The organism is Rhodococcus sp. T2V (assembly GCF_029269925.1).
GTDB classification, from domain to species: domain Bacteria; phylum Actinomycetota; class Actinomycetes; order Mycobacteriales; family Mycobacteriaceae; genus Rhodococcus_F; species Rhodococcus_F koreensis.
Map to the genome: position 1 here is coordinate 68,455 of NZ_JARJBD010000033.1, position 13,184 is coordinate 81,638.

Below are 13,184 nucleotides of genomic sequence, written 5' to 3' on the forward strand. Positions count from 1 at the left end.
GCTCGGCGGTAGTGAAATCGGCGGCTACGAAAAGCTCGACCGGCTAAGCCAAACACACGAAGGCCGGCCGTCGCACATGCGACGGCCGGCCTTCGTGTCACGGCATCGTTCGATCAGCTGCGGCGCTCACGGCGCGGGCCGTCGAAGCCGTCGTAGGAGCGACGGTCGGTGCGGCTGCGGAACCCGCCGCCGGTCGACGCGGGACGCCGCTCCGACGTGGCTGCGGGGCGGCGATCGTCCCGGCGGTCGTCGCGGCGGAACCCGCCTGCGGCGCCGCGATTGTCGCCGAAGTCGCGGCGCGGTGCGCTGCGGTCGAAGCTGCGCTCGCCGGAACCGCGGTGGCTGTCGCCGCGGTCCCCGTAGTCGCGCCGGGGTGCGCTGTCTCCGAAGTCTCGGCGCGGAGCCCGATCGGAGAACGTCCGGTTGTCGCGGTCACCGCGGTACCCACCGCGGTTGTCGCCGTCACGCTGGGGGCGGTCGCCCCGGTCGCCCCGGTAGCCGCCGGACCGGTTGTCGGTCTGGTCGCGGCGCGGGCCGCGCCCTTCGTAACCCCGCCCCTCGTAACTCCGGCCCTCGTTGCCGCGGCCCTCGAAGCTGCGACCACCCGACGGGCGGTCACCGTAGCTGCGCTCACCGGCGTCGCGGCGCGGGCCGCCCCGGTCGGAGGAGCCGCGACCGTCGAAGCCGCGGTTGCCGCGGTACCCGCCGCCGTCGCGTCCGGCGTACCCGCCTTCGCGGCGGGGTCCGCGGTCACCGAACTTGCGGTCGCCGCCGCGCTCGCCGCGGGAGTAGGTGTCGCGCACCGGTTCTCCGCTGGGCGCCTTGGCGCCGGTGATGCTGGCCAGCTTCTCCGAGCCGGGGGTGACGGGCACGGCGGTGGCGTCGACGCCCGCCATGCCGGTCAGGCGGCGGAAGGTGCGCTTCTGGTTGGGGAGCACGATCGCGACGACGGTGCCCTTCTCGCCTGCGCGGGCGGTCCGGCCTGCGCGGTGCAGGTAGTCCTTGTGGTCGGCGGGCGGATCGACGTGCACGACCAGGTCGATGCCGTCGACGTGGATGCCGCGGGCGGCGACGTCGGTGGCGACGAGCACCGGGGTGCGGCCGTTCTTGAAGCGTTCGAGGACCCGGGTGCGCTGGTTCTGCGCCTTGCCGCCGTGCAGGGCCTCGGCGGCGATGCCCACCGCGCGGAGCCGGTCGGTGATGCCCTCGCAGCCGAGCTTCGTGCGGGCGAACATGATCGTGCGGCCTTCGCGGGCACCGATTTCGGCGAGAACGTTGTCCTTCTGGCCGCGGTCGACGAGCAGCACGTAGTGCTCCATCGTGTCGACGCTGGCGCGACCGTCCTCGGTGGAGTGCTGCACGTGGTCGGGCAGGAACTGGCGGACCAGCGACTGCACCTCACGGTCGAGGGTGGCGGAGAACAGGAGCCGCTGGCCGTCGGCCGGGGTCTCGCCGAGGATGGACCGGACCTCGGGCAGGAAGCCCATGTCGGCCATCTGGTCGGCCTCGTCGAGGGCGGTGATCTCGACGGAATCGAGGATGCAGGTGCCCTGACGGAGGTGGTCGCCGAGTCGGCCGGGGGTGGCGACGAGGATGTCGACGCCGCGGCGCAGCTGGTCGACCTGTTTGGTGAACGGGGTGCCGCCGACGGCGGGGCGGACGGTCAGTCCCATTGCGCCGGCGTACGAGTTGAGGGAGTCGACCACCTGGAATGCGAGTTCCCGGGTGGGGACGAGCACCAGTGCGCGGGGCCGCTTGGCGGCGGGCCGGTCCTCGTGGCGGGCGAGCCGGGCGAGCATCGGCAGGCCGAACGCGAGGGTCTTGCCGGAACCGGTCTGTGCGCGGCCGAGGACGTTGGTGCCGGCCAGCGCGTCCGGGACGGACAGCGCCTGGATCGGCGACGGGACGGTGATGGAGTTGCGGGCGAGGGCCTGCACCAGGGGTGCGGGCAGGCCGATCTCGGCGAACGTCACGGTGGCCGTGTCGGCCTCGGTGGCGTTCTGATCAGGGGTTTCGGTCTCGGTCTGCTCAAGTGGGGCAGACGTCGTCTGGACAGCGTTGGTCACGCAAATACCTCTCCGGGCATAGGGCGCGTCGCGGAGCGGGGGCTGTCATGCAGCACGCACAAAGGGACGAGCCAGGGCACATGTCACCTGGTCAATCCATTCGCGGAAGTGCGGGGAATTGGGCTGTGTGCCGTTTCAGTGTTGATGGGCCGCAGTGGCGACCGCCGACCAGTGTACGCGACGGGGCACTCGGTTATCGAACCCGGCGGACTGTGAGGTGGGCGACTATACGGCGCTGAACAACCGACTCAGTTCGGTGAGCCAGGGGACGGCGACGGCGATGGTCGGCACCACGAGGATGGCCACGGACGCCGCGTAGGCGGCGAGCGCGACCCGGGTGCCCTGTTCCGTGGACGCCAGGCGCTGCACCCGCAGCAGGGTGCTGGGACCGCCGGCGGCCATGGCGCCCTTCGGGGCGATCGACCCCGAGCAGGCGACGAGTGCACGAGCCAGTGCGGTCGGCCCGGTGGCGCGGACGGCGGAGTCGTCGGCGAGCATCTCCACCAGCAGCTGCACCGATCCCAGCGCGGACTTGCTGCGCACCACGGTGGGGAAGGCGGCGTTGACGGCGGTGAAGGCCTCGAGGACGAGGTCGTGCCGGGCCCGCAGGTGGGACCGCTCGTGGGTGAGGATCGCGGTGATCTCCGCGTCGTCGAGGTTGGTGAACGTGCCCTGGCTCAGCACCACCCGCTGCCGCAGCCCGGGCAGGCAGTAGGCGATGGGCTCGGTGACGTCGAGGACCCGCAGGTCGGGGGTGCGGGCGAGCGGGGACGACGAGTCGCAGCGGTCGAGGAGATCGACGAGCATGCGGTGCCGGGCGCGCCGACGCCGGGTGCGGACACCGACCTGCACGATCGCGAAGATCAGTTTGGCCCCGACGAGGAGGGTCAGCGCGAACACCACCACGTACAGCAGCCACAGCGGCAGGCCGAGTGCGTCGATCTCGGCGACCGGTGCGGTGGTGGGGCGGCCGTCCGGTCCGGGAACGAGGAGCTGGCTGGCGATCGCGAGTCCCGAACTGAACGCGGACAGGACCGCGGCGAGGGCGATTGCCTGCCACAGCACGAGTGCTGCTCGGGGGGCGTGATGTGGCCATCGGGCTCGACTCAGCAGCGCAGGGACAGGCCCTGCGAGAAGAAGTGCGAGTACTCCGAATACCAGCGCGGTGGTGGCGTCCATGTCCTACTCATCATGCATGACGAACGTCAGCCGGCGCGAACGGTTCCCGACTGATTGTCTCCGGTGGTCCGTTCCTTGGCCTCGAGCGCGGCGAGGGCCTCGCGGAGCGCGTCGGCCTCGTCGGCGCCGACCTGGCCGACGAAGTGCACGAGTGCGGCGGCGCGGCTGCCGGACTTGTCGGCCTGCTGCAGGGCGTCCACCATGAGGCTCGCGACGAGTTCCTCTCGCTGGTGTACCGGCAGGTACCGGTGGGCGCGGTCGTCGCGCTGCTGGATGACGAGGTGCTTCTTCGCCAGCCGCTGAAGCACTGTCATGACAGTGGTGTACGCGAGTTCACGGCGTGCCGCCAGTGCCTCGTGCACCTGCCGTACCGTCTGCGGTTCCGAAGTGGACCACAGGTGATCCATCACTGCGCGTTCGAGTTCGCCGAGTCCAGCCATAAACCGATTCTACGGATACGACGACGCAGATACGTACTACTGGTAGTAGTAAAACTGCGTCACTGCGTGTGGTATTGGCCATAGTCCGAACGGGTGGATTACGGTCGGGTTGGCTAGCGGCCGACCCGCCGGGCAAGCTTTCGTTCTCGACATCGCGGAGAGAGTGGGGACCTGGCGGATGAAGACCGACGACAGCGCGGCAACCGGACACGGTACGGCAGCGAGGGTCAAGGGTCGGACGGGGCGGGCCGCGGAACGGGTCTGGGGCGGGGTGCGGGGCGCGCCGGTCAGCATCTCGCTGCTGGTTGCGATCTGGATCCTGGCGATCGCCACGTCCAGCGTGATCAGCGGGCCCTCCCACGACCTGTCCCAGCACGTCGCGATCGGGATCCGGGCGTTCCAGAACGGCTGGGTGTGGACGCTGCTCACCGCCGGGCTGTGGGGCGACGACGTCCTCGCGTACCTGTCGACGACCGTGCTGCTCCTGGTGGTGGCCGCGCCGTTGGAACGCCGGATGGGGTCGGCGCGGTTCACCCTGGCCGCGGTCGCCACCCAGGTGCTCGGCGGCTTGCTGGCGCTGTCGGTGGCCGCGGTCGCGAAGGTCGTCGACGCGAACTGGGGTTTCCGGCTGCACGTGGGGATGGCAGTCGGCCCGAGCACCTGGATCGTCGGCGCCGCGATGGTGGCCAGTTCCAACATGGGCACGCTGTGGCGGCGGCGGATCCGTGTCGGAGTCCTCGCGTTCACGATCACCCTGGCGCTGTTCAGCGGGTCGCTGCAGGACGTGGTCCGGCTGGCCGCGGCCGTGGTGGGGCTGGTGATCGGCCGCTGGATCGTCGGCCGCTCCGCCCGCGGCGAGCGGATCGCGGGCACCCAGCGGGAGGGCCGGGTGCTCGTCGCGATCGTGGTGGCGGCCAGCGCGATCGGTCCGATGATCGCCGCGCTGTCCGCGGAGGCGGTCGGGCCGCTCGCCGTGCTGCGCGACCTGTTCCGCGGCGTGCCGTACACGGCCGGCGAGGTCCGCGACCTGTGCGAGGTGTCGGCGGCGGACCCCGAATGCCGGCGCGGGCTGCTCGAACTGCGCCTGTCCGGGGTCGGGCCGACCCTGCTGAGTCTGATGCCGTCCCTGTTCCTGCTCACCCTCAGCGACGGCCTCCGACGGGGTCGTCGCTTCGCGTGGGTGGCGTCGGTGGTCGCCCAGGTCGTCCTGCTGGTGCTGTCGCTGCTGAACTTCGCGGTCCGGTTCGTCGACTCCCTCGACGAGGACTCCCTGTTCTACGGTCTCGCCGACCCGAACCTGTACCGGACGCTGGTGCCGTTCCTGACCCCGCTGGCGATCCTGATCGTGCTGCTCGCGACCCGGCGGTTCTTCGACGTCTCCGCCCCGGCCGGGACGTATCGGCGGCTGGCGGGCATCCTGGTGGCGCTCGTCGCCGGTCTCGCCGTCCTCTACGTCCTGGGCGGATTGTGGGCGCGGCACGGGTTCGACCCCCGGCCGGGAACGACGACGCTGCTGGCCGACTTCCCGGAGCGGCTGATCCCGCCCGTGTACCTGCAATGGCTCGACCCGCGGCTGCTGCCGGAGAGCATCCCCGCGACGCTGCTGTACGAGTGGACGGGGGTGGTGTTCTGGGTCGCCCTCTGCGCGCTGGTCGCCGCGACGTTCCTCAGCCCCGCCATCGGCTCGGACTCGAAGTCCACCGAACGCGCCCGGGCCCTCCTGAAGTCGGGGAGCGGGAGCCCGCTGTCCTGGATGACGACGTGGCGCGGCAACAACTACTGGTTCTCCGCCGACGGCACCAGCTACGTCGCGTACCGGGTCATCGCCGGTGTCGCCCTGACCACCGGCGACCCGGTCGGCCCACCGGACCGGTTGCGGGACACCGTCGAACACTTCGCCGAGTTCGCCGCCGCCAACGGCTGGATTCCGTGCTTCTACTCGGTGACCGGTGAGGTCCGCGACATCACCGACGCCCTCGGCTGGAGCGGCATCCAGGTCGCGGAGGAGACGGTGCTGGATCTGGGGCAGATCGCGTTCACCGGCAAACGGTTCCAGGACGTCCGCACCGCCCTGAACAAGGCGAAGAAATCGGGGATCACCGCCGAATGGGTCAGCTTCCCCAGCGCCCCCCGGGCGATCACCGATCAGATCACCGCGATCTCCGAGGAATGGGTGGCCGACAAGGGCATGCCCGAAATGGGTTTCACACTCGGCGGACTCGACGAGGTCGACGACCCGGAGGTCCGCTGCCTCATCGCCGTCGACGAGGACCGCACCGTCCACGGCATCACGTCCTGGCTTCCGGTGTACCAGGACGGACGGGTGGTCGGCTGGACCCTCGACTTCATGCGGCGGCGGGCGGAAGGGTTCCGGCCGGCGATGGAGTTCCTCATCGCGTCCGCGGCACTGAAACTGGAGGAGGAGGGGGCCCAGTTCCTGAGCCTGTCCGGCGCCCCGCTCGCGAAGGTCGAGCAACCGGACGGCGACGCCGACGAGCGGGAACGGTCGGAGTCGTCGAGCCTGTCGGCGGTGATGGACAGCGTGCTCGATCTGCTCGGCCGCACCCTGGAACCGGTGTACGGGTTCCGTTCGCTGCTGGCGTTCAAGTCGAAGTTCCAGCCCCGGTACGTGGCCATGCACATGACGTTCGCCGACCCGGCCGCCCTCCCCAGCATCGGCAACGCCGTCGGCAGGGCGTACCTGCCGACGGTGTCGCTGGGGCAGAGTTACCGGCTGGTGCGGACGATGATCGGCGGGCGGCGCTGACCGCCGCTACTTCGCGTCCGGTCCGCCGATCGCGCCGTACACGTGGCGGGTGCCGATCGGCACCACCAGCGGGCGGTCGGACACCGGGTCGGCGATGACCGCGGCCTCGAGACCGAACACCTCGAGCAGCAGTTCGGCGGAGATGATGTCCTTCGGTGCGCCGGACGCGACGATGGTGCCGTCCCGCATGACGATCAGCTGGTCGCTGTAGCGGATCGCGAGGTTCAGGTCGTGCAGCACCATCACCACCGTGCGGCCCAGTTCCTCGTGCATCCGGTCCACCAGGTCGAGGACCTCGACGGAATGCGCCAGGTCCAGGTAGGTGGTGGGCTCGTCGAGCAGCAGGATGTCGGTTCCCTGCGCGAGGGCCATCGAGATCCACGCCCGCTGACGCTGACCACCGGACAGCTGGTCGACGGGGCGGTCCGCGAGGTCGGACACCCCGGTCAGGGCGAGCGCCTCGGCGACCTCGCCCTCGTCGTCGGACGACCACTGCCGCAGCCACGACTGGTGCGGGTGCCTGCCGCGGGCCACCAGGTCGGCGACGGTGAGCCCCTCGGGGGCCACCGGCGCCTGCGGGAGCATGCCGAGGGTGCGGGCGACGTCCTTGGTGCGCATCGACCCGATGGCCTTGCCGTCCAGCAGCACGGAACCGTTGCGCGGCTTCAAGAGTCGCCCCAGCGCGCGCAACAGGGTGGACTTGCCGCAGCCGTTCGGCCCGATCACGGTGGTGATCACCCCGGTCCGCACCTCGAGGTTCAGGTGGTCGACGATGACCCTGTCGCCGTACCCGAGGCTCAGGTTGTCGGCGATCAGTCGAGAGTCAGTCTGCACGGTCATGCCGAGACCTTCCGATTGTTGCGAACCAGCAGATACAGCAGGAATGGGCCACCGAGTGCCGAGGTGACGATACCCACGGGCAGTTCGACGGGCAGGATGGTGCGGGCGACGACGTCGCTGCCCACCACGAGCACGGCGCCGGTCAGCGCCGACGCGATGAGCGGCGGACCGGCGGACCGTACCAGCCGCAGCGCCACCTGCGGCGCGGCGAGCGCGACGAACCCGACCGGGCCTGCCGCGGCGGTGGCGATGCCGGCGAGGGCGACGGACATGAGCAGCAGCCGGGCCTGCGACCACTGCAGCCGCACCCCCAGCGACACGGCGTTGTCGTCGCCGAGACGCAGCGCGCCCATCGTGAACGAGGAGATCACCGCGTAGCCGCCGACGAGGACGACGGCGATCGTGACGGGCCACACCTGACTCCAGGAGGCGCCGTTGAGGGACCCGTTGAGCCACACCTGGGCCCGCGACGCGTCGTTGATGTCCGCCGAGATCAGCAGCCACCCGGTGACCGCGATGAGCATGGCGTTGACACCGATCCCGATGAGGATCAGCCGGTACCCCTCCACCCCGCCGCGCCACGCGAGCAGATAGATGACCAGGGCGGTGAGGAGTCCGCCGACCAGGGCGGCCAGCGGGATCCCCAGGGTGGCGAGGATGCCGACGAAGCTGCCGCCGCCGCCGAGGACGATCAGCGCGACCGCGGCGGCGCTGGCACCGGACGTGATGCCGAGGATGTCGGGGCTGGCGAGGGCGTTGCGGGCGATCGACTGGGTGATGGCGCCTGCCAGGCCGAGGGCCATGCCGATGAACACCCCGGTCAGCGACCGCGGCAGGCGGAGGTCCATGACGATGAAGTTCTGGGCCTTCGTGCCGCCGCCGAACAGCACCCGCGTGACCTCGGGGATCGACAGCGGGTAGTCGCCGCGGCCGATGTTGAGGCACAGCACCAGGAACAGGGCCGCCAGCAGCGCGACGTTGACGGCGATGCCGAGGGGGCGCAGGACCAGGGAGATCGGTCCGAGGCGGAACGCGGGGCGGGCCGGTACCCGGGCCGCGGGCGCGGCGCCGACGTCGGGGCGCACGTCGTCTCGAGTGCTCACAGGCTTGCCAACTTTCTGCGCCGAACCAACGCGATGAAGAACGGTGCCCCGAACACGGCGAGCACGATTCCCACCTGCAACTCACCCGGCCGGACCACGACCCGGCCGATGACGTCGGCGGTCACGAGCATCACGCCGCCGAGGAGCCCGGCGTAGGGGACCAGCCACCGGTAGTCGGGGCCGGTGATGGCCCGCGCGACGTGGGGGACGACGAGACCGATGAACGCGATCGGACCGCACGCCGCGGTGGCCGCACCGGTGAGGAGGGTGATCGCGACGATGCCGAGCGCGCGGCTGGCCGCGATGTTGGTGCCCAGCGACCGGGCCACGTCCTCGCCGAGGCTGAGGACGTTGAGGCCCGGCGTGCTGACGAGGGCGAGGATCAGCCCGAGGACCAGGAACGGCAGCACCTGCCACAGCACGTCGAAGCCGCGGCCGGCCACCGACCCGACCACCCAGAACCGGTAGGAGTCGAGGCTGGACTGGTCGACGATGATGATCGCGTTGGTCATCGCCTGCAGGAAGAACGCGACGGCGGCGCCGGCCAGCGCCAGGCTCAGTGGGCTCGCCGCCCCGTTGCCGATCGACGAGAGCCCGAACACGATCACACTCGCCGCGAAGGATCCGGCGAACGCGAACCACAGGTATTCGCTGGGCGCGCTGAAGCCGAACAGGTACATCGACAGCACGACGAGGAACGCGGCGCCGGCGTTGAGGCCGAGGAGGCCGGCGTCGGCGAGCGGGTTGCGGGTGTGCCCCTGGATGAGGGCGCCCGCCACACCGAGCGCCACTCCGACGACGAGGCCGAGCACGGTGCGCGGGCCGCGGAGCGTCCGCACGATGATGTCGGTCTGCGAGCCGTCCGGATCGAACAGTGCGTGGAAGATCTCCGCGAACGACAGCGGCCGCGCCCCGACCGCGACGCTGGCGAGCAGCACCAGTCCGAGCAGGATCACGAGGACGCCCAGCCCGATCAGCCGGCGGCGGCGGATCGCGGCGACGCTGACGTCCCTCTCGCGGACGGCGAATCCCTCGTCGGTGGCGGTGCTTTCCCGGACGACCTCGGTGCCGGTGCGCCGGAACGCCCGCTGCAGCGACCGTTTCGGGCCGATCGCATCGCCGGTGTGGGTGTCGCGGGTGACGAGGCCGACCCACCCTTTGCCCGAACTCTGCCCGGTGTTGCCTTCGCGGAATCCGCGGTTCCACAGGGCGAGTCCCAGCGCGATCGCGACGGCGGCGCCGCCGAACACGACGCGGTCGGCCTCCCCGCCGCCGTTGTCGTCGCGGAGGGAGTCGACGATGTACCACCCGAGAACGAGCGGGATGGCCACTATCCCGATGTCGATCAGTCCCGCGAGTGCCCGGAGGTACAGCGGGGCGGGACCGCGCGGAACGTCGCGCTTTCCGTAGGGCTCGTCGGTCGGCAGGTGCGGGATGTCGCCGCCGAACTGTCTCGTCGTCGTCACTGGCGGGGGAAGCTCCTGACGTGTGTGCCTGTGCACGGGATCTGCACTGATTCAACTACTTAGGTTACGGAACCCTATCCCCGATGCCACATCCGGCGGGGCGTCCCGTGGGACGCGGTTCGCGGGGGTGCCCCACATCACATGATGTCAAGTCTTGATATTTGGTTAGGCTCACCTATGTTTGGTGGTGTTCCATCCCGACCGATTGGAGTGCACGGTGACTTCGACCCTGTCCGCCCCCGCGACCGCACTGGACGTGTCCTGCACACGACTTCGCGCGCTGAACGCCGAATATCCGCGCATGTACGCGGTCGCGACGATGGCAGACGAGGGTAAACGCCGGTGGTGGTCGCTCGCCGACGACCTCGACGGCGACCGGGTGCCCCGGATGTGGGCGCGTTCGCTCGAGGACGTCCCCGATCCGGACGTCGCCGCCATGCAGGTGGCCACGGCGCTCATTCATGCGGTGGTCGGGCGTGTCACCGCCCTCGTCGTGCTGGAGGGGCGGGCCTGGGACCCGGGGCTCGAGAACCTGTGGATCCACATGGACAGTGACGAGGGGATCGACTGGGCGGGCGTCGCCGACGACACCATGCGCGTGCTGCCGGACGACCCCTACGCCGGCACGCCCCGGACGGTCACCGTGCCGTGCGAGCGGGCACTGCTGCTTTGGACGGTGCACCGCAGTCTCACGTCGCTGCACGCGGTGTTCGACGCGATCGCCCGGCTGACGCCGATCGATGCGTCCCGATTCTGGGGGCTCGTGGGGGAGTCGGTGCTCGGCGCGGCGACGTATGTGCCGATCCTCGCCGGTGGCGGCGAGGCCGCCGCGCAGCGCCGCGGTCAGGGCATCCTGGACGCCTTCGTGGCTGCCGGCGTGCCGGTCCGCTCGAAGGGCCGGATCACGCGCCCGCACTGTGGTCGGCTGGGTCAGGCGCGGAAGCGCTTGCTTAATTAGGGAAGCCTTGCCTATACTCATGCCAGACGTCGAGCAGAAACGCCGGCGCCGAGAACCGAACTACCGGACCGCGCAGGAGTCCTGAGGGCTGCAGTGACTCCCAGGTCCATCCCACGGCGGGCCTCACGCTGAACAAGCGTGAGGCCCGCCGATCCGTTTGCCCCACCTGATTGTTCGGCCGGTCGTCCCGTCGTGTAGGCAGGAGTGCGGGTGCGCCGCGAGAGCGCACAGCGATCCGATGGAGAGTGCGATGGTGGATTCCGGGCAGCAGCAGGCATCGAACGGCGACGGGCACGGCGACACCGCCGCGCTGGCCGATCAACTGGGCAAGGGATTCGACGCTCTCATCGGACTCGAATACCTCGAACTCGGCCCCGACCGCGTGCGCGCACGGTGGACGGTCACCCCCGATCTGCAGCAACCGGCCGGAATCCAGCACGGCGGCGTGTACTGCTCCGTCATCGAATCGGTCGCCAGCACGGCGGGCACGGTCTGGCTCGGCGGACGCGGCCACGTCGTCGGCGTCAACAACAACACCGACTTCCTCCGCGCGACGCGAGAGGGAACGCTGACCGCCGAGGCCAGCCCCGTCCACCGCGGCCGCACCCAGCAGTTGTGGGAGGTCCGGATCACCGACGAACAGGATCGGCTGGTCTCCAAGGGGCAGGTCCGGCTCGCGAACATCACCGACACCGGACGCCTCGGCAACTGACACACCCCGGACACGGCGGAGGGGACGGACCCGATGGTCCGTCCCCTCCGCCGTGGTCAGCTCAGGTGGATGACTGTGTCACCCGGCGGCCTTGCGCTGCTCGCCGCCGGACGACTTCTCCGCGGTCTCCTTCTCCCGTTCGTGCCGCTCCAGCTGCTCCATCGCGTTGCGGGCGAACACCCACTGCTCGGTGGACGCCATCTGCGCGCGTCCGCGACCGAGGAACGTCACCGTCCACGACAGCACCGTCGACAGCCGGCTGCGGAACCCGACCAGGTACATCAGGTGGATCGCCAGCCACGCCACCCAGCCGATGAATCCGCTGATCTCGAGCTTGCCGACCTTCGCCACCGCGCTGAACCGCGAGATGGTGGCCATGCTGCCCTTGTCGAAGTACTTGAACGGCGGCCGGTCCTCCGGCTTCTGCCCGCTCAGCCCCGCCTTGATCTGCTTGGCCGCGTACTTGCCGCCCTGCATCGCGACCTGCGCCAGACCCGGCAGCTTGTCCAGCGACATCATGTCGCCGATCACGAACACGTCGGGGTGACCGGGCACAGACAGGTCCGGGTTGACCAGGACGCGTCCGGCGCGGTCGATCTCGGCGTCGGACTGGTCCGCGATCTGCTTCCCCAGCGGGCTCGCCTGCACACCGGCCGACCACACCTTGCACTGCGACTCGATCCGGCGCTGCGTGCCGTCCTTGTCCTTGACGACGAGGCCGTCCACGTCGACGTCGACGACCATCGCGCCGAGCTGGATCTCGATTCCGAGCTTCTCCAGCTGCTGGCGGGCCTTGCGGCTCAGCTTGCCGCCGTAGACGGGCAGGACGTCGTCCGCGCCGTCCAGCAGGATCACCCGGGCCTCGCGGGGGTCGATGTTGCGGAACGCCCCCGACAGGGTGCGCCGCGACAGTTCCGCGATCTGGCCGGCGAGCTCGACACCGGTCGGGCCTGCGCCGACGACGACGAACGTCAGCAGCCGGGCCCGCTCGGCGGGATCGCTCGACAACTCGGCCTGCTCGAACGCACCGAGGATCCGGCCGCGCAGCTCCAGTGCGTCGTCGATCGTCTTCATGCCGGGCGCGAACTCGGAGAAGTGATCGTTGCCGAAGTACGACTGTCCCGCGCCGGCGGCGACGATCAGGCTGTCGTACGGGGTGACGGTCGTCCGGTCCAGGAACCGGGAGGTGATCGTCTTCGCCTCGAGATCGATCTTTTCGACATCGCCGAGCAGCACCTGCGTGTTCTTCTGCTTCCGCAGCACGAGCCGGGTGGCGGGGGCGATGTCGCCGACGGAGAGAATGCCGGTCGCCACCTGGTACAGCAACGGCTGGAACAGGTGGTGAGTGGTGCGCGCGATCATGGTGATGTCGACATCGGCATTCTTCAGCGCCTGTGTGCCGAACAACCCACCGAAGCCGGATCCAATGACCACGACGCGATGGCGGCGTGACTCAACCGACTGGATACTCATTCCGTGCTCCTCGAAAGATAGGCGACTCCTGTCACGGTAGTCGCCTTGTCCCCGAGCGTCTCAGTAAGGCGTGCTTCCCTGCGCCCGCGGCCGGAATCGATCCAGAAACCCGCTGCTCCCCACCACACACGACGGCGGGCAGCCCCTCCGTGAGGGACTGCCCGCCTGCCGGTGCTCGAC

Annotated in this window: 10 protein-coding genes; 3 read left to right on the forward strand and 7 right to left on the reverse strand. The window is 70.2% G+C overall.

Annotated elements, in window-relative coordinates; translation table 11 throughout:
- Positions 1-113: 113 nt before the first annotated feature.
- The 3 genes from P3H15_RS25990 to P3H15_RS26000 form a co-directional block, all read right to left on the reverse strand.
- Entirely contained in the window at positions 114-2,066 is a 1,953-nt protein-coding gene (locus P3H15_RS25990) for a DEAD/DEAH box helicase (protein WP_276139867.1), read from the reverse strand.
- 225 nt (positions 2,067-2,291) lie between these two features.
- Positions 2,292-3,245 carry a M56 family metallopeptidase gene (locus P3H15_RS25995; RefSeq protein ID WP_276139868.1) on the reverse strand — a complete coding sequence of 318 codons (954 nt, stop codon included), beginning with the start codon at positions 3,243-3,245 and terminating at the stop codon, positions 2,292-2,294.
- Between the two features lie 26 nt (positions 3,246-3,271).
- Positions 3,272-3,685, reverse strand: coding sequence for a BlaI/MecI/CopY family transcriptional regulator (locus tag P3H15_RS26000; protein ID WP_015890703.1), 414 nt, complete (start codon positions 3,683-3,685; stop codon positions 3,272-3,274).
- A gap of 178 nt (positions 3,686-3,863) precedes the next feature.
- Here P3H15_RS26000 and P3H15_RS26005 point away from each other — a divergent pair, with 178 nt between their 5' ends.
- Positions 3,864-6,452 carry a rhomboid family intramembrane serine protease gene (locus P3H15_RS26005; RefSeq protein WP_276139869.1) on the forward strand — a complete coding sequence of 863 codons (2,589 nt, stop codon included), beginning with the start codon at positions 3,864-3,866 and terminating at the stop codon, positions 6,450-6,452.
- Positions 6,453-6,458: 6 nt separating this feature from the next.
- Here the strand turns inward: P3H15_RS26005 and P3H15_RS26010 are convergent, their stop codons facing one another.
- Genes P3H15_RS26010 through P3H15_RS26020 form a run of 3 tightly spaced genes read right to left on the reverse strand, consistent with a single transcriptional unit; the run spans position 6,459 to position 9,861 of the window.
- Complete coding sequence (locus tag P3H15_RS26010; protein ID WP_206005001.1) at positions 6,459-7,292, reverse strand: ABC transporter ATP-binding protein; 834 nt, start codon at positions 7,290-7,292, stop codon at positions 6,459-6,461.
- On the reverse strand, positions 7,289-8,395 hold the full coding sequence (locus tag P3H15_RS26015) for an iron chelate uptake ABC transporter family permease subunit (protein WP_276139870.1): 1,107 nt from the start codon (positions 8,393-8,395) through the stop codon (positions 7,289-7,291). The genes P3H15_RS26010 and P3H15_RS26015 overlap by 4 nt, the downstream gene beginning before the upstream one ends.
- On the reverse strand, positions 8,392-9,861 hold the full coding sequence (locus tag P3H15_RS26020) for an iron ABC transporter permease (RefSeq protein WP_276139871.1): 1,470 nt from the start codon (positions 9,859-9,861) through the stop codon (positions 8,392-8,394). Before P3H15_RS26020 ends, P3H15_RS26015 begins: the two co-directional genes overlap by 4 nt.
- 184 nt (positions 9,862-10,045) lie before the next feature.
- Here P3H15_RS26020 and P3H15_RS26025 point away from each other — a divergent pair, with 184 nt between their 5' ends.
- Positions 10,046-10,819 (forward strand): hypothetical protein, encoded by a 774-nt coding sequence (locus P3H15_RS26025; RefSeq protein WP_276139872.1) that lies wholly within the window; start codon positions 10,046-10,048, stop codon positions 10,817-10,819.
- Positions 10,820-11,069: 250 nt separating this feature from the next.
- Positions 11,070-11,531, forward strand: coding sequence for a PaaI family thioesterase (locus P3H15_RS26030; RefSeq protein WP_276139873.1), 462 nt, complete (start codon positions 11,070-11,072; stop codon positions 11,529-11,531).
- 78 nt (positions 11,532-11,609) lie between these two features.
- Here P3H15_RS26030 and P3H15_RS26035 read toward each other — a convergent pair whose 3' ends face one another.
- Entirely contained in the window at positions 11,610-13,004 is a 1,395-nt protein-coding gene (locus tag P3H15_RS26035; RefSeq protein WP_276139874.1) for an NAD(P)/FAD-dependent oxidoreductase, read from the reverse strand.
- Positions 13,005-13,184: the final 180 nt, after the last annotated feature.

Bases quoted from the DNA above. Each gene is read 5' to 3' on its own strand.
- P3H15_RS25995 (WP_276139868.1), bottom strand. From the start codon at position 3,245: ATGGACGCCACCACCGCGCTGGTATTCGGAGTACTCGCACTTCTTCTC.
- P3H15_RS26000 (WP_015890703.1), bottom strand. From the start codon at position 3,685: ATGGCTGGACTCGGCGAACTCGAACGCGCAGTGATGGATCACCTGTGG.
- P3H15_RS26005 (WP_276139869.1), top strand. From the start codon at position 3,864: ATGAAGACCGACGACAGCGCGGCAACCGGACACGGTACGGCAGCGAGG.
- P3H15_RS26010 (WP_206005001.1), bottom strand. From the start codon at position 7,292: ATGACCGTGCAGACTGACTCTCGACTGATCGCCGACAACCTGAGCCTC.
- P3H15_RS26030 (WP_276139873.1), top strand. From the start codon at position 11,070: ATGGTGGATTCCGGGCAGCAGCAGGCATCGAACGGCGACGGGCACGGC.
- P3H15_RS26035 (WP_276139874.1), bottom strand. From the start codon at position 13,004: ATGAGTATCCAGTCGGTTGAGTCACGCCGCCATCGCGTCGTGGTCATT.